Raw genomic sequence first — 19,044 nt, forward strand, 5'->3', positions numbered from 1 at the left:
TGAGTTCCGTCACTTCGGCATTTCGACCTGACCGTTCGACATCAGGTAGGAGATGAGGTTTTTGACGTTTTCGTCTCCCAGAGCGGTGAGCAGGCCTTCGGGCATCAGGGACACAGGGAGCTGCTCCTGCTTGGCGATCTGGGTGCGCTCGATGGTGAGACGCTCGGCGGGTGTTTGCACGGTGAGGGTGCGTTCGGTCTGCTCGGGGATGACGCCGGTGATGGTGCGGCCGTCTTTGAGATTGAGGACGCTCACCCGGAAGTCAGCGGGGACGACGGCGCTGGGGTCGAGGATGTTTTCGAGGAGGTACTTCAGGTTGTGGCGGTCGCTGCCGGTGAGTTCGGGGCCGATGGCCCCGCCCTGGCCGTAGAGCTTGTGGCAGGCGCCGCAGGCGGCCATGAAGATCATGCGGCCTTTGGAGGGATCTGCCTTCTTCAAAATGTCCGCAGTGAGGAAGCCTTCCCATTTGGCGAACTCGGCCTTCTTGGCTTCCGGCGTGTCGCGGATTTCGCCCCAAGCTTCGGTGAGCAGTTGGTTGAGCGATTCATCGCCGAGGCTGCGGATCTGGCGTGCCTGGAAGGGAGAGAGCGCGGAGGTGGGGACTTTCTTGGCCTTGATGGCTTCCAGCAGGGCCTTGGCGTAGCTGGGGCGGGAGGTCAGGGTGGCCACGGTGGCGGCCTGCTGCTCCTCGCTTCGGCCCGGCCAGGGATTGAGCATGGCCTTGGGGATGTTCGGGTCGTCGTAGGCGGCCAGTGCGCTGCGGGAGACGGTGCCGAGCACCTTGTCATTGATGAGTCCACGGATGACAGGCAGCAGCTCCGGCTTGGCGCTGCGGGTGAGGCTCTTGAAGGCGTTGAGGCGCGCATTGGCATCGCCCTCGGCGTTTTTCACGATGGCGACGAGTTCTTCCGCCGCACGGCCGCTGCCGAAGACGGCGGAGAGACTCTGAATGGTTGTGGCGGCCTTGGCTGCTTCTACTCCGCCTGCTGTGCGAAGAAACTCATCCCAGCCCTTGGGCTTCTTCGCGGTGCTAAAGCCATCGAGTCCCGCGGCCAGTCCGGCGAGCACATCTTCGCGCACGTCCTTCTGGTCCGTCATCAGCGCCACCAGAGCGTCCACGGCTTCTGGCTTCGCTTCGATCATCTCCGCGATGCGTCGTGTCACCAGACGGCGCACGGTGGGCAGTTTGGCTTCTTTGATCAACTGCACGCCTTTCATGGGATCAGCGGCGACGGCAGGCTCGATGCCATACCAGATCATGAGAGGCTGCTGGCGGTCGTTGGCGTCTTCCTCGTGTTTTGCGAGGGCGGTGGCGATGGGCCAGCGGTATTCGAGGGGAATTCTCTGCAAGCCAGAGGCTATCGCCAAGCGCACCAATCCTGATGTTTCTGAGGTTGCCAGTTGGACCGCTTCAGGAAGCAACTCTCTGAAAAGGTCTTTGGATGGATCTTTGAACCACTCCCCATTGGTCACGATCGCTTCCTTTGGTAGCTTGTGATCCTTCCCGATTTCCTGGGACCATGCGTCCCAGTTGGTGTTTGCAATGATGTGCACTGCTGCGGCACGAATCGATTCGTCGGGATGGCGGTATTTCCCAGACAGCAATTGCGTCGCGATAACGCAGGTGGTTTCTGTATCGATGGTATCCGCAACTCCAAGGCGATTGGTGGCATTGTGAAAGGCGATATTCGGATTTAATGCAGGGGCGACGTTTGCGACCGTCTTGATTTTTGGCGTGAGATCGTTGGACCTCATTTGCAATTCAAGACTGGCCTGTCTAACCCACCAGCTGTTTGGCAAGCCGAGGAGTTCGACCAGTTTTTCATCCTTCATCTCCGCCACATTGATCGGCGCCGCCTTCTTCTGTTCTCCATACACGATCTTATAAATCCGCCCGCTCGTCCGGTGGACGCCGTCGTTGTCGTGGCATTCGCCGCTGTCGCTCCAGTCGGAGACGATGACGTTGCCGTCGGGGCAGGTGAGGAGATCGATGCCGCGGAACCATTTGTCCTGGGCCTGCATGAAATCCGGCGCGTGCTTTCCGACGTAGCCGCAGCCCTGGCGCTCCAGTTTGTCCATGTTGATGCGGTTGCCGTGGAGATTGCAGGTGAGGACGGCACCGTGGTATTCTTTGGGCCAGAGGCCGCCCTGGTAGATGAGCATGCCGACGTGGGCGTGGCCGCCGCCGAGTTCGAGGGTCTTGTTGCTGATGCCTTTGCGGATGTCGCTCCAGCTTTCGGAGCCGGTGTCCCAGTGGAAATGGTCGGCGGTCTGCTCGATGATCTCATACACATGCGGATTGAGATGCGTGCCAAACATGCGGCGGTAGTAGGCACCGGGGATCACGTGCCAGAGGTGGCCGATGACGGTGTTGATCATGAAGAGGTCGCCGTTTTCGTTCCAGTCGTGGCCCCAGGAGTTGGTGCCGCCATGGGCGACGGTTTCCAAGATCTTCTGCGTGGGGTGGTAGCGCCAGATGGCGCAGTTCATTTTCACGCGCTTGTCTGAAGGAGTGCCGGGAGCGCCGACGCTGGAGGTGTCGGTGATGCCGTGGCGGCCGTAAAGCCAGCCGTCTGGGCCCCAGCGCAAGCCGTTGACGATGTTGTGGCCGATGGTCTTCACATTGAAGCCGTCGAGCAGCACCTCGGGTTCGCCATCGGGGATGTCGTCACCGTTTTTATCCGCGATGAAGCTCAAGGTGCCATTGTGCAGCACCCAGACGCCGCCGTAGCCGGTCTCCACGCTGGTGAGGTAGCTGCCGCCTTCCCAGAAGACCTTGCGGCCGTCGTGTTTGCCATCGCCGTCCTTGTCCTCCAGGATGATGATGCGGTCGCGCAGCTTGGTGTCCCAGCGCATGGGGTTCTCGGCGTAGGTGTAGTTTTCCGCGACCCAGAGGCGGCCCTTGGCATCCCAGCTCATGGCGATGGGCTGCTGCACGTCCGGCTCGGCGGCGAAGACCACGGCTTTGAAGCCCTTGGGAAGCTGCATGGTGCGCGCGACTTCTTCCGCTGGCATGGGATCGCCTTTCTCGGTGTTTAAGGGCTTGGGGAACTCGTCCGCATGCAGCGCGGAGGTGAGGAGGGCGAGCAGGGAGAGAAGCGTGGTGGGGCGCATGAGAAGGCGGGATTTTTGAAGCGGGGGAGACTAAATCGCAAATGAGAAGGCAAAGCTGGCAGGAAAAGAAGCGAGCAACCGCTTGAGAGTATGGCATGCATGCCATACTTTGTATGCATGAAGATTACCATGCACATTGATGATGCCCTTCTGGAGCGGGTGATGAAAGCTCACGGCATTCCCAGCAAGACCAAGGCCGTGGACTTCGCATTGAGGGAAGTGGATCGGAGAAGCACCCTGAAGCGGCTGGCGGAAACCAACCTCGGCCTGACGGAGAAAGAAATCCTTAACGCCTTTGATGACGGCTACAACGTCATCGAGATGCGTGTGGCTGAAACCCCTGTGACCTATGCAAAAAAGCCCCGTACTCGTCGATAGCAGCTTTTACATCGGCATGACGCGGCAGGGGAAGAACCCGCTGCCGCTGCTCACCTATCTGGCAGTGGACCGAGATCTGGCGATCTGTGGCGTCATCCGGGCCGAGGTGGGGCGGGGTATTCGCCTGCCGAAGGTGCGGGAGGCTTTCCATGGCTTTTGGGATGTGATGATCAATGTGCAGACGGACAGCAAGCTGTGGCAGCAGGCGGAGGATCTGGCGTGGAAACTGGACGGCAGCGGCAAGATACTGCCGCTGACGGACATCGTCATCGCCTGCTGCGCCATGCGCCTGGGGGCCACGGTCCTCACGCACGACCACCACTTCCTGGAGATTCCGGGCATCCATGTGGCGATGAGCGGCGATGATCTGTGATGCATGGAAATGCTCGCGTGGCGCGTTTCTTGCACCACACTCTGTCATGCGCCCCTTCCACCTCCTGCTCCTCACCAGCCTGCTGCTGGGCCAGGCAGACGCGGCCCCGAAATCCAAGTCCGTTCCCAAGCCGGCGGCCAGGGCGCCTTCTGCCGCACGCACGGCTGCCGAACTGGCGGAGGTGATCCGCCCTTCGCTGGTGAAGATCACCCAGCTAGGCCGGGAGGGCGCGGATGGTATCGGCTCCGGTTTCATCATCCGGGAGGATGGTCTGATAGCCACCAATCTGCACGTCATTGGCGAGGCGCGGCGGCTGCAGATCGAGATGCATGATGGCACGACGCATGACGTCAGCGTGGTGCAGGCCAGCGACAGCCATCTGGACCTGGCGCTTCTGAAGATTGAGGCCAAGGGACTGAAGGCGCTGCCGCTGGGAGACTCCAGCAAGGTGCGGCAGGGGGAGCCTATTGTGGCGATGGGTGCTCCGGAGGGATTGGGATTCAGCATCGTGCAGGGGGTGCTCTCCGCGACGCGTGAGATCGACGGCCGGCAGATGCTGCAGGTGGCGGTGCCCATCGAGCAGGGGAACAGCGGCGGACCCTTGCTGGACATGCAGGGGCGGGTGCTGGGGCTGCTGACGTTGAAGTCGCTGAAGACTGACAATCTGGGCTTTGCCATGCCGGTGAACGAACTGAAAACGCTGATCGAAAAACCGAACCCGGTGCCGATGTCTCGCTGGCTCACGATCGGGGCGCTAAACCCCAAGCTCTGGAAGACCCACCTGGGTGCGCAGTGGACGCAGCACGCGGGCATCATCCGTTCCGAGCTTCCTGGCTCCGGCTTTGGCGGGAGGGCGCTGTGCCTTTCCACCCACAAGGTCCCGGAGGAGAGCTTTGAGATCGCAACGACGGTGCATCTGGATGACGAGGGCGGCGCCGCCGGTCTGACCTTCTGCTCTGACGGCGAGGAAAAGCACTACGGCTTTTATGCCTCCGGCGGCAAGCTGCGACTGACCCGTTTCAACGGTCCGGATGTGTACTCATGGACGATCCTGGCGGATGTGCCGAGCGATGCGTACAAGCCCGGAGAATGGAACGCGCTGAGAGTGCGGGTGGAACCGGAGCGGATCCTCTGCTTTGTGAATGGAAAGAAGGTGATCGAGAGCGCTGACACGGGGCTGCGCGGCGGCTCCGCCGGGCTGTGCAAATTCAGGACCACGGTGGCGCAGTTTCGCAACTTCCGCATCGGCACGGACTTGGCTGAAAAGGCACTGGAACCGGAGGTGGCCTCCAAAATGCGGTCCAAGGTGGAGGAATACGTCGCCGATGCCACCAGCTCTGAGAAGACCCTGGAGGGGCTGCTGGAAAGCCCCGCCGCCGCCAAGCGCGTGCTGGTGGAGCAACGGCGCAAGCTGGAGGAAGAAGCGACCAAGCTGCGGGATCTGGAGCGCGAACTGCACCGCCGCGCGATGACAAAGGAGATCCTGGCGGAGCTGGCGAAGCCGGAGCCTGAGATCAACCTGCTGCGCTGCGCGCTGCTGCTGGCGCGCCATGACAACCCCGAAGTGGACATCTCCTCCTACCTGACGAGCTTCAAGGCGATGGTGCTGGATCTCAAAGAGGATCCGGAGATCAAGGCGGGGACGATCCCGGCGGTGAAGCGCCTGAGCCGCTACCTCTTTGAAGAGAATGGATTTCACGGCAGCCGCGGTGACTACTCCAGCCGCTCCAATAGTTATCTGAACGAGGTCATTGATGATCGCGAAGGGCTGCCCATCACGCTGAGCGTGCTGTATGTGGAGCTGGCCTCCGCGCTGGGGGTGCAGGGCGTGTTTGGCGTGCCGCTGCCAGGGAAGTTCATGGTGGGATTTCGGGATGGACCGGAGGGCGAACTGCAGCTCGTGGATGTGTTTGAGCATGGCAAGCTGGTGACGGTGGAGCAGGCGGCGCTGGCCCTCACGGAAGACGGCCGCTTTCCGGAAGATGCGCTGGCGCCCACCACCAAGCAGACCATTCTGCTGCGCATGCTGCGCAACCTGATGAGCAGTGTTTTTGACAACAACCACTCGCTGCGGGAGTCGCTGCCGTACCTGAACCTGTTTCTGGCGATCGACCCCAAGGCCGCGCCGGAACGGCTCACGCGCGCGCAGATGCGTCAGCGCTTCGGAGAGAAAGCGGGCGCGCGCGAGGACGTGAGCTGGTTGATCGAGAATTTCCCAGAGGGCGGTCCGCCGGAAGTCATGCAGCAGCTGGATGTGTGGATGCAGTCGCTGAGGGAATGAGGAGTGGCACGGACTGCCAGCCTGTAGGTTTGGGAAAGGGCGTGAGCGAGGGGGCTGGCTAGGCGCAGACCCACAGGCTGGCAGCCTGTATCACGTTCAGAGGTGCTATGGCACGGGTTCGCCGGAGCCGGGGTAGATCCAGCGGATGACCTGGCCGTCGCGGATCTGGGCCTGGGCTTCGGCATCGAGCGGGCCGCAGAAGGCGATGGTTTCGTACCAAAGATTGAGGGTCCAGGTTGGCTTGTCGTCGATGGTGGTGGCCTGCGGACTGCCCCAGCGTTTGATTTTGGCGGGCTTGATGTCAGTGACCTGTCCGGAGCGCATGCTGGCCAGCAGGAGGTCGTAGCTGCCGTCGGCATTGGCTTTGGGTTTGCCGAGGGCATCCACGGCGTGGGGCATGCTCGCTGCGGTGATGGCGCCGGATGCGAGCTTTTGCTTCCAGGCGGCGTGTGCCTGCTCAATGCGGCCCTTTTTCCAGCGCTCGTAGGAGGCGCGGACCTGGGTGGGCATGTCGGTATCGTGCACGAAGATCTGGCCGCGTGCCTGGGAGGTCTCCGTGGGGGCTACGAGGAGGACATTACTCTGGGCGGAAAGAGCGAAGGCTGTGGAACCAGCGGGGAGAGTGGAGGCACCGCCTGCCATGCGCAGTTGCACGGGCTTGCTGAGCTTGACCTGACGTGGAAAGGCGGTGGGAGGGAAGACGGTCCAGTTTTTGGTCAGTTGCTCCAGCGGCTCGATTTGAGGAGGTACGAAACCATCACCGGATTTGACGAGTGGGGCAGGGGAGTCCGTGGACGGACGCGGCACCCGCTCGGTGCGGATGGTGGTGGAGCGTGATGGCGTTTCCTCCGGGAGTACGAGGGGCGGATTTTCAAACACGATGCGACGGCCCGCAGGCGTGAGGAAGCGGTCATAGATCAGAAACGCCGAAACAAAGATCAGCAGGGTGATGAACAGCGCTTTCATGGCTTAGGGCAAGCTAAGCACCAGAACGGATGCAGGCAAGGGCGTGCAGAGCCTTGCTCATTGCGGAAGGCGAACTAGCATGGGGGCTCGATGCTGAAACACCTCCTGCTGCTCTGCCTTTTGATGGTCGCGGCCCAGGCTCAAGATCTGGGGCCGGCCAAGGATGACCCTTCCGTGCCCAAGGACCGTGACACGATCCTGCGCATCCAGATTTTTCTCGACAAACATCTCTTTGGCCCCGGCAAGCTGGATGGGGCGATCGGCGAGTTCACCTACAAGGCGGTGGTGAACTACAACTATGCGCACGGCTTCAAGGACCTGTACAACTGGACGCGGATTCAGGAGGCTGCGGAGGCGGAGGTGCCCGTGATTTTTGCGGCGTTCAAAATCCAGCCGGTGCTGCCCAAGTATGTGACGACCGATCTGCCGGAAGATTATGAGAAGGCGTCGGTGTATCCCTTCATGGCCTACCGCAGCATGCTGGAGCTGATTGCGGAGAGGTTCCATACGGATGAGTCTTTTGTGGGCGTGATCAATCCCGGCAAAAATCTGGCGGCGCTGAAGCCGGGGGACATCATCGTGGTGCCCAATGTGAAGTCGTTCCGCATCGAGGACATCAAGCCGATGCAGAGCTTCAAGAACGACCCGATGCTGAGCAGCCGCACGATCGTGGTGGATACGACGGAGCGCATGGCGGCGATCTACAGCGACAAGGAGGAGATGCTGGCGGCCTTTCCCATCACGCCGGGGAAGCCACAGTTCATCCCGGTGGGCACGTGGAAGGTGATGACGATGATGGCAACGCCGACCTTTCGCTATGACAAGCAGTTCCTCGAAGAAGGGGTGCGCGGTGAGGAGGCATTTCAGATTCCGCCGGGGCCGAACAGTCCCATCGGGGTGATCTGGTGCGGGCTGAGCAAGTCGGGCATTGGGCTGCACGGCACTGCCATGCCGCGCACGATTGGGCGGACGCGCAGCGCGGGGTGTGTGCGATTTGCGAACTGGGATGCGATAAGACTGCCGGGGCTGATCAGGCCTGGGACGCGGGTGATTGTGAGGTAGGTGGAAGTCTGACAGGAAGGGGATCCAGGCTCTTGGTTTGGGCGTGGTGGATGAAGCGAGAGCGTGTGGGATCAGGATGATCCCACTCGTGCCGGAGGTGCTGCGCAGCTTTCAGGCAAACGACGGCCTGCGAACTGCGTAGAAGACGGAACCGCTTTTTTCATTACTTTTCCATCATGCGTATTCTCATTGCCGGTCTCTTTCACGAGACTCACACCTTTCTCGACGGGTTGACGACGCTCGCTGATTTTCAAATCAGGCGCGGGGATGAGCTATGGGCCTGCAAAGGGGACTCATCGCCGCTCGGCGGGGTGCTGGAACTTGCGGATGAGTTTGGGTGGGAGATGATCCCGGCTGCTGACTATCGCGCGCAGCCTTCGGCAACGGTGGCGGATGAGGTGATCGAGCAGTTCTGGGATGATCTTGATTCCTATGTCAAGAAGGGCTGCTATGACGCGATCTACCTGGTGCTGCATGGGGCGATGGTGTCGCAGACGATGGTGGATGTGGAAGGTGAGATTCTGCGTCGTGTGCGTGTGATCACTGATGTGCCGGTTTTTGGCGTCTTCGACCTGCATGCCAATTTTTCGCCACAGATGGCTGCGCTGGCGGACTGCCTGGTGGGCTATCGTGAGAATCCGCATACGGATGCGCGTGAGGCGGGATTGATTGCCGCGCGTTTGCTGAACCGTTGTCTGACCACGGGGCAGCGGCCGCGCATGCAACTGAACAATCCCGGTATCGTCTGGCCACCGACGGGAACGGGTACAGCGCAGGACCCGATGCTGACGCTGGAAGCGATGGCGCGGCAGTTTGAATGCGAGAATGAATCACTGTGGGCGATGAACATTGTGGCGGGCTTCAGCTTTGCGGACACGCCAGATACGGGAGTGAGCTTCGTGGCGTGTACGACAGCGGATGCGACGCCGCAGCTTGAGGCGCTGGCCAAGCGTGCGCATGAACTGACGCATCTGGGTCAGATCACTGATCCGCCTGCGGATGAAGCTCTGGCGGGGCTCAAGCCGCTTCCTGCGGGACTGACGGTGCTGGTGGAGCCTGCGGACAACATTGGTGGAGGTGCGCCGGGGGATTGCACGGGTTTGCTGCGCGCGATGATTCGCCATGGCATAGAGAAGGCTGCGATCTGCATCGCTGACCCTCAGGCGGTAAGTGAGATCGAGGCGGGGGCGCGTGTTATTCAACTCGGTGGCAAGGGCAGCAGGCTGGATGCGGGGCCGCTGGAACTTGAAGTGGAGCTTGTTGCCTTGAAAGACGGGCGATTTGAACTGGAGGACAAGAACAGCCATCTGGCCAGCATGTGCGGCGATGTGTTTGACATGGGGCGCTGCGCGGTGGTGAAGCATGCGGGGATTACGATTCTCATCACGAGTGTGAAGACGCCGCCGTTTGATCTCGGTCAATGGCATAGCCAGGGGATCGAAGTAGAGGCGTTGTCGGTGGTCGCGGTGAAGGCTGCGGTGGCGCATCGGCGTGCGTATGACAAGATCGCGGCGCGGATGCTGTGGGTGGATACGCCGGGGCCGTGCAGCAGCAATTTGGCGGCGTTGCCGTACCGGCATTTGAAGAGTTGAAGTAGAGCCGGAGTTTCAAGTTTAAGGTTTGAAGTTTAAAGTTGTCCGGAGGCTTGTGAATGGGGTGACGTAACTTTACCCCAAGAGGATTTTTAGTTCGGCGTGATGAGGTGTGAATCCACACCGATATGAACACTCATGATCCACATCAGCCGACATCTCCTGGTTATACTGTGCCACCTGGATGGGAGAGGTTTCAGCCGCCGCCGGCTGTGGCCGAGCCTGTGCTGACAGCGGTGCCAGTGGAGGATGTTGCGCCGCAACCGGTGAAGATGCAGGCGCGGCCTTCAGCGCTGCGACGTGTCTGGCGGCAGATGGGCGGAGGGTCGCTCATGCTCAGCATTGCGGTGCATGTGGGGATGCTGCTGCTGGCGGGGGTGATTTTGGTGGGGACGCAGATGACGAAGAAGGAGATCGATTTTATTCCTGCGGGGCAGACGCAGGCGGGCGTGGAGGCTTCGCAAGCACTGGAGCATCGCGTCAGCACCAAGCGGCAGGCCTCAATGGCGAAGAAGCAGCCGCAGACACGCCTTGTTGTGGTTGGCGGAGAGGGGGCTCCAATCATGGATGCTGTAGGGGACGTGCCTTTGCCGGAAGGTGGGAATGGAGGAGTCGGTGGATTTGGTAAGCTGGGCACTGAATCGCTGATGCCAGGACTCGGGGGCACCGGACCTTCGGCTGTGGTCCTGAATCTTCCCAGCACGTTTGGCGGGCGCTGCTCGGTGCAAAGCCGTCTGGAAAAGCTGCGGCAGAATGGAGGCACGCCAGAGTGCGAGGCTGCAGTGTCGCGCTCGCTGGCGTGGCTGAAGACACAGCAGAATGCGGATGGTTCGTGGGGGCGAAACAACAAGGCCGCGATGACGGGGCTGACGCTTTTGTGCTATCTGGGCCGTTGCGAGACGCCGGACTCACCTTTCTATGGCGACAATGTGCGCAATGGCATGCTGTATCTGGTGGAGCTGGCGCGGAAGAATCCGCAGGGCATTGTGGCGGAGCAGCCGATGTCGAATTCTGCGACGTATGAGCATGGCATCGCGACGTATGCGCTGGGGGAGATGTATTCGTTTTATCGCCTCGGCAACCGCAGTCTGCCCGGATTGCGCGACACGTTTGAGAAAGGCGTGCAGACGATCATTGCCGAACAAAATCGCAAGGGCGCGTGGACTTATGGCGGCAAGGATGCGGGGATGCCGTCCGCTTACAACAAGGAGAGCGGCGGCGAGGATTTGTCCGTAACGGGCTGGCAGTTTCAGGCGCTAAAGGCCGCGAAGCATTCGGGTTTAAAAATCGCGGGACTGGATGAGGCGATCAAGCGCTGCTGCGATTACCTGGAAACCAAGCAGACGAAGGACGGTGGCTTCGGCGTGACGAACCGTGATTCTCACTACAACCAATGGAGCCTCACCGGCTGCGGCGTGCTGGGTTTGCAAACGCTGGCGCACAACAAAGCGACGGCGGTGAAGAAGGGCATTCGCTTTCTGCGGGAGTTTCTGGCGGGCGAGCCGCTGGACTGGGAGCGCAACTGCAACCTGTACTGCTGGTATTACTACACGCAGGCTTTCTTCCAGGCTGGAGGAGATGACTGGAAGTTTTACAACGCGCAATTCATGCCGCAGGTGCTGGGTGCACAGCTGGCGGATGGATCCTTTAAGCGTGGGCGGCCGAACTGGCCGGCGGGTGATGCGGCGGATGCGATTTACCGGCAGTGCCTATGCACGCTGCAGTTGGAGGTTTACTTCCGCTATCTGAAGGTCGCGGATCGGGACGAGGGGTCGATCTTTGAGCGATAGGTGGATTCACCGGCTCAGACTGCGCCATACGGCGGGCAGCCTTTCGCGCACCAGTTTGGCGCTGTTTTTTGGGATCAAAGCGGGGGACATGGGGACGTTCTTGGTGTCTTCGAAATCGTGATGGCCGGGGCTGCGGGAGTACTTGTAGTCTTTGTCCAGGCTGCCATCTCCTGAGAGCTGGATGCCGACCTCCTCCACGCGAGGCACGGAGAGGTAGAACTGATGATGATCGAGGAGGCAGACTTCGCCGGATTTGAGACGGAGTTTGGCCTGGGCGAGTTCACGGAAGAGCTCGCGGGCGGTGGCTTCTGCGGGATTTACAAAGGTGCGCTGCTCGGCGATGAGATCGCGAAACGCGTCCTCCTTGCGCAGAGCGGCGAAAGCGGTGTCGATCTCTTCTTTGGCCAGAGGGTAGTGCGTGCACCCGAGCACGATGGTTTGCAAAGGCGCGGTCGGTTTGGAATCTCGATAGGCCTCGGCCAGAGAGCGGGCCTCCTTCAGTGCGTAGGCAGAGACAGAGTCGGGAAAAGCGGCGTCTCCTTCGATGGCACCGGCCAGCGTGGGGCTGCCCTGCTGGGCGATGACGGGCACGCTCTGACCCGCGCGGCCGAGCGTGCTGGTGATGGTGCGCGGATACACCTGGCTGGAGCAGGTGCCGATGGTGGCGAGGATGCCGATGCCTCCTGTCGTTTTTGATTCCAAAACACCGCGCGCTCCGGCCTCCACCACGCCGATGACGATGACGGGCACCTTCCATGCAGCGACCGCCTTGCGGAGGTCTTCGAGGCCGTAGGCGGTGGCGGTGTTGCAGGCGATGACGATGGCTTTGACGGGTGCCTTCTGGTAAAGAGGTTCGGTGCCCTGCGCGGGCCAGAAGCGGCGGCCCAGCAGAAAGACGGCGTCTTTGAGAATGAGTTCACGGAGGTAGTCGGTGCGATTGACGGCGGAGTAGTTGCCGTAGGGCATGTTTGCCTGGTCGCCGAAGTAGATGAAGCGCTCCTGGGCGAAGTCTGGCACGCCATCCGCGCCAGGCTGCAGGGTTTCGTTGTTAAAGGTGTCCAGTGTGAGCAGCGCCTCCAGCACCGTGAGCCCGCCGATGCCGGAGTCAAACACGCCGATGGGCAGATGGCGTGTGGCCTCGGCATCGTCCCAGGCGCTGGCGTCAAAGCTGAAGGCGGCCTTGCCATCCGCATGCGCACGCGCGTGCTCGATCAAATCAGCGGAGTGAACCGCAACAGCGAGCAGGAGCAGCGCGGTGAGTATTTTCATGGGAAGGGCTGGCGGAGAGGGGGTAGGTATGTACGCAGCAGGCATGCCAATCACGCGTGAAGTCGGTCTCATGAAGGAACAATCAGGGCGGAAGAGCATGGCAATGGGCGCAGTGGGGCGGTGTGCGGCAATGGCAAGCTCTCAAATACGCAATCCGTGACGGCGGATCTTGGCGGCGGGGGGAATAATGAATGCTGGCAGCAGCATTTGCCAAACAGGCAGCGGAAGATTTCAGGAATGCCTCGGGGGCCTCACGCAAACGCAAACAGGAGCCGCCCAAAAAACACTGCGGCCACCATCCCCACAAAGTCCGCGGTAAGGCCCGCGACGAGTGCGTGGCGGAAACGGCGGACGCCGACGCTGCCGAAGTACACGGTGAGCACGTAGAAGGTGGTCTCCGTGGAGCCGTAGAGGATTCCTGCGGTGAATTTCACCATCTCGCTCAGGTCCGGGCGGGTGAGGATTTCATTGAGGATGCCCTGCGCGCCAGAGCCGCTGAGCGGGCGCATGAGCGCCAGTGAGAGCAACTCCACCGGGAAGCCCAGGGCGTTCAGCACGGGAGCAAGCGCATACTCCAGAAGCTGAAACGCGCCGGACTCACGCAGGATGGCCAGCACGGCGAGCATGGCCACGAGATAGGGCATGATGCGCACCGCCACCTGAAAGCCCTCCTTGGCACCATCCACAAATTCTTCATACACCTTCACCCCGCGTGCCCAAGCCACGCCTACTGCAAGGATGAGGATGGCGGGAATGGCGAGGCCGGAGGCACCGTCCATGACCCGGCGCCAAACCGGGGGCTCGGCTTTCTCCTGCGTGGCGGCTGCGGCCTTGGCCTCCTCTTTTTTTAAAGCGAGCGTCTTTTCCGCATCTGCCTTTCTTTGCGCGGACTGCGCCAGTACTGCCGAGAGGCCAGTATGGTCGAGGATGGACTTCCGCCAGTGTGGCGGGCCGAGCTCCAAAGCTGAGACGCCGATGAACAGGGTGGCCAGCAGCATGAGCCAGAATCTGGCCAGCGGCGAGATGCCTGCGGGCCTGGAGACGGAGGACTGGGCTTCGGTGACGACCTCATCTGGCTGAGCGGCGAAACCAGGCAGACGCTGAAAGCTCTTGGCCGCGATCACCGCCGCAACCGAGGCGCAGGCGGTGGCGAGGATGGTGGGCACGATGACACGGAAGCTGTGGCTCACACCGGCGGCGTTGAGGAAATTCATCGCGGTCATGGGGATGAGAGTGAAGGCGCCGGTGTTCAGCGCCAGAAAAGTGATCATGGCATTGCTGGCGCTCTGCTTGTGGGGATTGAGCTCCTGCAGATGGCCCATGGCCTTCAGGCCCAGCGGGGTCGCATTGTTGGAGAGGCCCAGCATGTTGGCGGAGAGGTTCATCACCATGGCGCTCATGGCCGGGTGGCCGGTGGGCACGTCGGGAAACAAACGGCGGAGCAGGGGAGAGAGCAGGCGGACCACGGCCTCCAGCACGCCGGCCTTTTCCAGCAGGCGCAGCACCCCGAGCCAGAACATCATCATGCCCGCCAGCGGCAGGGCGATGCCCATGACGGCCTTTTCCGCGCCTTTCATCGCGGCATCGATGACGCTGGCATCTCCCGAAATGCGCCCCACCAGGCCGGCAACCAGAAGTCCGATAAAAAGGAGGGTGGCCCAAATATAATTCAGCATGGCTGTGGCGGAAAGTGTGACAACGTGGTAGCCAGATGCGGCGGCAATGCGTAAACGTTTCTGCGCTGGCCTCAAGTGCCAAGTGCTCTTCCATTTTACTGCACGTTCCTGATTCTTTCTTCGTTCACTTCATCAATGCCCTGTCCTATCCAGCTCGCCAGCAAGCTCAGTGGCCTCAGCCAGCATGTGATCCGCATTTGGGAGAGGCGCTACAGCGCATTGAGCCCGAGCCGTACAGGCACGAACCGGCGCATGTACTGTGACGAGGCGGTGAAGCGGCTGAAGCTGCTGAAAATGCTCACGGAGAACGGCCACCGCATCGGTGGTGTGGCGCGTCTGAGCACGGAGGAGCTGGAGCAGCTGGCCCAGGGCACCGTGCCCGTCGCTCGGCCGGTCCCCGTGATTCCTGCGGATCCTACAGCGCCGAGTTCTGCCGATGATCGTGTGCCGCAAGTTCCGGCAATGGAGCCCGCACATTATGTGGAGTCCGCCATCGAAGCGGCAAAACGCTATGACTGTGAGGGACTGCGGAAGATGCTGCTGCAGGCACGCCTGCAGTATGGCCAGCGCGGCATGCTGCACCAGGTGCTGTGCCCGCTGATCGTGAAGATAGGCAGCAACTGGCAGCATGGCGAAATGCGCGCCAGCCACGAGCACATCGCCACGGCTGTGATCCGGGAGCTGCTTCTCACCCCGGTGCCCGGCAGCCAGACTCCGGCACATGCCCCGGAACTCGTCGTCGCCACGCCTGCGGGAGAACTGCACGAACTGGGAGCATTGATCGTCGCCGCCTCAGCGCGAGACCTGGGCTGGTATGTGACCTACCTCGGCCCCAATCTGCCGGTGGAGGAAATCGCCGCGTGTGCCCTGGCCCGGCACGTGACCGCCGTGGCCCTGAGTGTCGTGTACCCGGAAAATTGTCCGGTCATCGTGGAGAAGCTGCGCCGCATGCGCGAGATGCTGCCACCGTCCATGCGCTTCATTGTGGGCGGTCGTGCCTCTGAAAGCTACCGGGCCAGCCTTCCCAACGAAAACATCCAATGGGTGCACTGCCTGCACGGCCTGGACGAGGCCCTGTGCAAGAATCAGCTCTGAGGTGGGTTGCACACGGCGTGAGCAGCCTCTAGCTTGCGCTCCCATGCTTCTCTATCGCACCACCACCGGCAGCTACATTCAGACCGCAAACTCATGGCACGCCGTGCCCGAAACGAACTGGGATGCACTGCTTGAACTCGTGGGTTTGTCCGCCTACCTCGCGCAGATCGCCGCCACCTCTCCAGCCGTGGAAGCGCCGGCCGCTGAGACGATTCTGGCTCCCATCGTTTCCCAGGAAGTGTGGGCCGCGGGGGTCACCTACTTCCGCAGCCGCACCGCACGCATGGAGGAGAGCAAGGACGCCGGCGGCGGCAGCTTCTATGACCGCGTCTATGCCGCTGAGCGCCCCGAGATCTTTTTCAAAGCCACCCCTCAGCGTGTGGCACATCCCGGCCAGCCCATGCACCTGCGCAGCGACTCGAAATGGATGGTGCCCGAGCCGGAGCTGACCCTCTGCATCAACAGCCGTGGCGAGATCATCGGCTACACCGTTGGCAATGACCTCTCCTGCCGCGACATCGAGGGCGAGAACCCCCTGTACTTGCCGCAGGCCAAATGCTTCAAGCTCTGTGCCGCGCTCGGCCCCGCCATCCTCATCCAAAACGAAGCGCCCGCTCCGACCACGCGCATTCATTTGCAGATCGACCGCGCAGGCGCACCGGCCTTTGAAGGAGAGACCACGGTCTCCCAGCTCAAGCGTACTCCCACGGAGCTCGCCGGATTCCTCTTCCGCGACAACACCTTTCCCACCGGCACTTTCCTCATGACCGGCACAGGCATCGTCCCCGGAGACGAGTTCACCCTGCAAAGTGGAGACATCATGAGCATCACCATCGAAGGCATCGGCACGCTGGTGAACCCGGTGGGGTGATGCGAATGCCCTTTCCAACACCTATGCGGTTGCTGTAGTTTTCTTGAAAATGGGCGGTCGAAACTCCCCCGGTCGCCTTTCAAATGCTGGCGTTGGATTCCCATGAAAACACTCTTCTTCAGTTTGTTGTGTGCCGGGCATCTTTTTTCGAGTGAACTGCCTGAGGACACTTCGCGGCATTATGAGATCCTTCAAGGAAGCAGAGTTCTCGTGGTGCCCGTGGCACAGACAACTGATTTGGACCTTCGAGAAACCAGGCTGACAGCCGTTGAACTGCTGCAGTTTTTTCCTGAAGGGGACAAGACGACATTCGCCTTTGAGCACCAGGAAGAAATCGTGGTGGGTGTCATCTTAGGGCGGCGATTGTTTGTCTATGGCAAGGACTGGGGCGATCGCAAAGGCTTCAAATTTCGGTTCTTGGGGCAGTGGCTAAACAGCGAGGGGCGGCCTCTGGGGGACTTCTTCGCCTTCCTCAATCCAAGTCCGCATATGAATCCCAGACTCCAGCTCGTCTGGCGGGGAAGAGACAATACGGTGCCAATGCCGATGACGAAGATGAGCAAGAAAGGTGGGTTTGGGTTTATCAGCTACGATCTGGCTCCGCAAATGCCGGACGAGGCCCGTTATCTCAAAGTCCGGGTGCTGAAAGAGCTGGCGGAGCAGGATCCAACGATGGAAATTCTGGTTTCAAAGTCTCACTTCATCATGGAGTTGCCGGCGATTCCATGATGGCTGCGGTGATCAATGGCCTGCCGCAGTGAGGAGAGGAGGCGGCCTCGCGGTTGGAATTATGGCGGCCACATCCCAACGATGCTGAGAGGCCCACGCACGAACACTGGACGAAACCGCATTTCTCTTTTAGAGACTTACCAACCATGACACTCACTGGACATCACTTCATCGCGGGCCGCGAGGCTGCTCCCCACGGCCATCTGTTTCACGCTTACAATCCCACGACGGGTGCGCAGCTTGAGCCTGCGTTTGGAGATGCCACCCATGCCGAGGCGGATGAGGCCATGCAGGCTGCGGACGGAGCCTTTGATGCCCTGCGTTTTGCCACGCCGGAGACGCGTGCCACGTTGCTCGACACCATCGCCGACGAGATCACCGCGCTAGGCGATGCCCTGCTGGAGCGCGCCCATGCGGAGTGCGCCCTGCCTATGGCCCGCCTCACTGGAGAGCGCGGTCGTGCCATCGGCCAGCTCAAGCTTTTTGCTGCATTGATCCGCGAAGGCTCCTGGGCCAATCCATGCGTGGACCACGCGATCCCGGACCGTCAGCCTCTGCCGAAGCCGGATGTGCGCCGTGTGATGATGCCCATCGGCCCAGTGGTTGTCTTTGGTGCTTCCAATTTTCCCTTCGCCATTGGTGTCATCGGTACGGACACGGTCTGTGCGCTGGCGGCGGGTTGCCCGGTGGTGGTCAAAGGCCATCCGGCCCATCCCGGCACCTGCGAGATGCTGACGCGTGCGGTACTCAATGCCCTGCACAAAGTTGGTCTGCCTGCGGGCTGCTTCTCTCTGGTGCATGGCAAGTGCAATGACATCGGCACCACTCTGACGAAGCACCCGCTCACCCAAGCCGTGGCCTTCACCGGCTCCCTGCGCGGTGGTCGTGCGCTGATGGACGTGGCGGCCGCCCGTGCGCACCCGATCCCGGTGTATGCTGAAATGGGTTCGGTGAATCCGGTGTTTGTGCTGCCCGGCGCACTGAAGGAGCGCGCCTCGAAAATCGCGGAAGCTTATGTCGGTTCTGTGACGATGGGCGTGGGCCAGTTCTGCACGAACCCCGCCGTGGTGCTCGGCTTGAAGGGTGACGATTTGAACCAGTTCATCAGCAATGCCGCCGCTCTCGCGGGCAAGGTAGCTCCGCAGACGATGCTGCATCGTGGCATCTGCGAGGCGTACGATGCCGGCACCGCCGTGTGGCAGACAGTGAAGGGTCTGCACCTGGCCGGGCAGTCTGAAACTCCGGCGAGTGAAAAGGCCTCGCAGGCCGCCTGCCGCATCTTCACCACCACGATCGATGTGCTGGAGTCCAATGAAGAACTTCGGCGCGAGGTCTTTGGCCCGTGCTCCATCATCACCCAATGCGCCACGCTGGAAGACATGCTGCGGTATGCGAACAGCCTTGAAGGCCAGCTCACCGCCACCCTGCACGGCACCGAGCAGGATCTGCGCGACTTCGCCCCGCTCGTCCGCGTGCTGGAGCGCAAGGTGGGCCGCATCATCTTCAATGGTTTCCCCACCGGCATCGAGGTCTGCCCCTCCATGCACCACGGCGGTCCGTACCCTGCCGCCAGCCACAGCTTCTTCACCAGCATCGGCACGGGAAGCATCTACCGCTTCGTGCGTCCAGTCTGCTACCAGGGCTTCCCGGAGGAGGCGTTGCCTGAGCTGCTGAAGGATGCGAATCCGAGAGGCGCGATGCGCATCGTGGATGGCGGGCTGACGCGGTAAGGAAAGTAGTTTAGAGCTTTAGCTCGTTCTGAGAGACCTCTCTTCTCACAGCATCAGCAAGTCATGTCGGCTTGCTGATGAACCACGCTTTTTGGAGTGCGGTCGCGGAGCGAAGAAT

At 61.3% G+C, this 19,044-nt stretch carries 14 protein-coding genes; 10 read left to right on the forward strand and 4 right to left on the reverse strand.

Annotated features, from left to right (window positions below; all coding sequences use genetic code 11):
- Nucleotides 1–9 precede the first annotated feature (9 nt).
- Nucleotides 10–3,114, reverse strand: coding sequence for a PVC-type heme-binding CxxCH protein (locus tag ACILSR_RS21175; RefSeq protein WP_395751789.1), 3,105 nt, complete (start codon nt 3,112–3,114; stop codon nt 10–12).
- Nucleotides 3,115–3,231: 117 nt separating this feature from the next.
- On the opposite strand from ACILSR_RS21175, the gene ACILSR_RS21180 reads away from it, so the two are divergent.
- From ACILSR_RS21180 to ACILSR_RS21190, 3 genes are read left to right on the forward strand one after another with little or no spacing between them, the layout of a single operon-like run.
- Complete coding sequence (locus tag ACILSR_RS21180) at nt 3,232–3,492, forward strand: type II toxin-antitoxin system VapB family antitoxin (RefSeq protein ID WP_395751790.1); 261 nt, start codon at nt 3,232–3,234, stop codon at nt 3,490–3,492.
- The gene (locus ACILSR_RS21185; RefSeq protein ID WP_395751791.1) at nt 3,464–3,865 is read left to right on the forward strand and encodes a PIN domain-containing protein; all 402 of its coding nucleotides are present in this window, start codon (nt 3,464–3,466) and stop codon (nt 3,863–3,865) included. The genes ACILSR_RS21180 and ACILSR_RS21185 overlap by 29 nt, the downstream gene beginning before the upstream one ends.
- Before the next feature lie 46 nt (nt 3,866–3,911).
- On the forward strand, nt 3,912–6,146 hold the full coding sequence (locus ACILSR_RS21190) for a trypsin-like peptidase domain-containing protein (RefSeq protein WP_395751792.1): 2,235 nt from the start codon (nt 3,912–3,914) through the stop codon (nt 6,144–6,146).
- Nucleotides 6,147–6,251: 105 nt separating this feature from the next.
- Here ACILSR_RS21190 and ACILSR_RS21195 read toward each other — a convergent pair whose 3' ends face one another.
- Nucleotides 6,252–7,112 carry a hypothetical protein gene (locus tag ACILSR_RS21195; RefSeq protein ID WP_395751793.1) on the reverse strand — a complete coding sequence of 287 codons (861 nt, stop codon included), beginning with the start codon at nt 7,110–7,112 and terminating at the stop codon, nt 6,252–6,254.
- 90 nt (nt 7,113–7,202) lie between these two features.
- Between ACILSR_RS21195 and ACILSR_RS21200 the strand changes: the two genes are divergently transcribed.
- The 3 genes from ACILSR_RS21200 (at nt 7,203) to ACILSR_RS21210 (ending at nt 11,556) form a co-directional block, all read left to right on the forward strand.
- Nucleotides 7,203–8,174 (forward strand): L,D-transpeptidase, encoded by a 972-nt coding sequence (locus ACILSR_RS21200; RefSeq protein ID WP_395751794.1) that lies wholly within the window; start codon nt 7,203–7,205, stop codon nt 8,172–8,174.
- Nucleotides 8,175–8,350: 176 nt separating this feature from the next.
- Nucleotides 8,351–9,766, forward strand: a complete 1,416-nt coding sequence (locus tag ACILSR_RS21205) for a M81 family metallopeptidase (RefSeq protein WP_395751795.1) — start codon at nt 8,351–8,353, stop codon at nt 9,764–9,766.
- 128 nt (nt 9,767–9,894) lie between these two features.
- Nucleotides 9,895–11,556, forward strand: coding sequence for a prenyltransferase/squalene oxidase repeat-containing protein (locus ACILSR_RS21210; RefSeq protein WP_395751796.1), 1,662 nt, complete (start codon nt 9,895–9,897; stop codon nt 11,554–11,556).
- A gap of 6 nt (nt 11,557–11,562) precedes the next feature.
- Here ACILSR_RS21210 and ACILSR_RS21215 read toward each other — a convergent pair whose 3' ends face one another.
- Entirely contained in the window at nt 11,563–12,825 is a 1,263-nt protein-coding gene (locus ACILSR_RS21215; protein ID WP_395751797.1) for a glutamate racemase, read from the reverse strand.
- 251 nt (nt 12,826–13,076) lie between these two features.
- The gene (locus ACILSR_RS21220) at nt 13,077–14,501 is read right to left on the reverse strand and encodes a nucleoside recognition domain-containing protein (RefSeq protein WP_395751798.1); all 1,425 of its coding nucleotides are present in this window, start codon (nt 14,499–14,501) and stop codon (nt 13,077–13,079) included.
- A gap of 135 nt (nt 14,502–14,636) precedes the next feature.
- Here ACILSR_RS21220 and ACILSR_RS21225 point away from each other — a divergent pair, with 135 nt between their 5' ends.
- The 4 genes from ACILSR_RS21225 (at nt 14,637) to ACILSR_RS21240 (ending at nt 18,926) form a co-directional block, all read left to right on the forward strand.
- The gene (locus tag ACILSR_RS21225) at nt 14,637–15,596 is read left to right on the forward strand and encodes a MerR family transcriptional regulator (protein ID WP_395751799.1); all 960 of its coding nucleotides are present in this window, start codon (nt 14,637–14,639) and stop codon (nt 15,594–15,596) included.
- Between the two features lie 43 nt (nt 15,597–15,639).
- Nucleotides 15,640–16,467: a fumarylacetoacetate hydrolase family protein gene (locus ACILSR_RS21230; protein ID WP_395751800.1), complete on the forward strand. Its 828-nt coding sequence runs from the start codon at nt 15,640–15,642 to the stop codon at nt 16,465–16,467.
- A gap of 102 nt (nt 16,468–16,569) precedes the next feature.
- Nucleotides 16,570–17,196 carry a hypothetical protein gene (locus ACILSR_RS21235; RefSeq protein ID WP_395751801.1) on the forward strand — a complete coding sequence of 209 codons (627 nt, stop codon included), beginning with the start codon at nt 16,570–16,572 and terminating at the stop codon, nt 17,194–17,196.
- Nucleotides 17,197–17,342: 146 nt separating this feature from the next.
- Nucleotides 17,343–18,926: an aldehyde dehydrogenase (NADP(+)) gene (locus tag ACILSR_RS21240; protein WP_395751802.1), complete on the forward strand. Its 1,584-nt coding sequence runs from the start codon at nt 17,343–17,345 to the stop codon at nt 18,924–18,926.
- Nucleotides 18,927–19,044 lie beyond the last annotated feature (118 nt).

It is taken from the genome of Prosthecobacter sp., from assembly GCF_044222565.1.
Taxonomy (GTDB): Bacteria; Verrucomicrobiota; Verrucomicrobiia; order Verrucomicrobiales; family Verrucomicrobiaceae; genus Prosthecobacter.

Coding starts and splice junctions, on each gene's coding strand:
- ACILSR_RS21215 (WP_395751797.1), bottom strand. CDS start 12,825: ATGAAAATACTCACCGCGCTGCTCCTGCTCGCTGTTGCGGTTCACTCC.
- ACILSR_RS21200 (WP_395751794.1), top strand. CDS start 7,203: ATGCTGAAACACCTCCTGCTGCTCTGCCTTTTGATGGTCGCGGCCCAG.
- ACILSR_RS21175 (WP_395751789.1), bottom strand. CDS start 3,114: ATGCGCCCCACCACGCTTCTCTCCCTGCTCGCCCTCCTCACCTCCGCG.
- ACILSR_RS21205 (WP_395751795.1), top strand. CDS start 8,351: ATGCGTATTCTCATTGCCGGTCTCTTTCACGAGACTCACACCTTTCTC.
- ACILSR_RS21220 (WP_395751798.1), bottom strand. CDS start 14,501: ATGCTGAATTATATTTGGGCCACCCTCCTTTTTATCGGACTTCTGGTT.
- ACILSR_RS21185 (WP_395751791.1), top strand. CDS start 3,464: ATGCAAAAAAGCCCCGTACTCGTCGATAGCAGCTTTTACATCGGCATG.
- ACILSR_RS21195 (WP_395751793.1), bottom strand. CDS start 7,112: ATGAAAGCGCTGTTCATCACCCTGCTGATCTTTGTTTCGGCGTTTCTG.
- ACILSR_RS21230 (WP_395751800.1), top strand. CDS start 15,640: ATGCTTCTCTATCGCACCACCACCGGCAGCTACATTCAGACCGCAAAC.
- ACILSR_RS21210 (WP_395751796.1), top strand. CDS start 9,895: ATGAACACTCATGATCCACATCAGCCGACATCTCCTGGTTATACTGTG.
- ACILSR_RS21240 (WP_395751802.1), top strand. CDS start 17,343: ATGACACTCACTGGACATCACTTCATCGCGGGCCGCGAGGCTGCTCCC.
- ACILSR_RS21235 (WP_395751801.1), top strand. CDS start 16,570: ATGAAAACACTCTTCTTCAGTTTGTTGTGTGCCGGGCATCTTTTTTCG.
- ACILSR_RS21225 (WP_395751799.1), top strand. CDS start 14,637: ATGCCCTGTCCTATCCAGCTCGCCAGCAAGCTCAGTGGCCTCAGCCAG.
- ACILSR_RS21190 (WP_395751792.1), top strand. CDS start 3,912: ATGCGCCCCTTCCACCTCCTGCTCCTCACCAGCCTGCTGCTGGGCCAG.
- ACILSR_RS21180 (WP_395751790.1), top strand. CDS start 3,232: ATGAAGATTACCATGCACATTGATGATGCCCTTCTGGAGCGGGTGATG.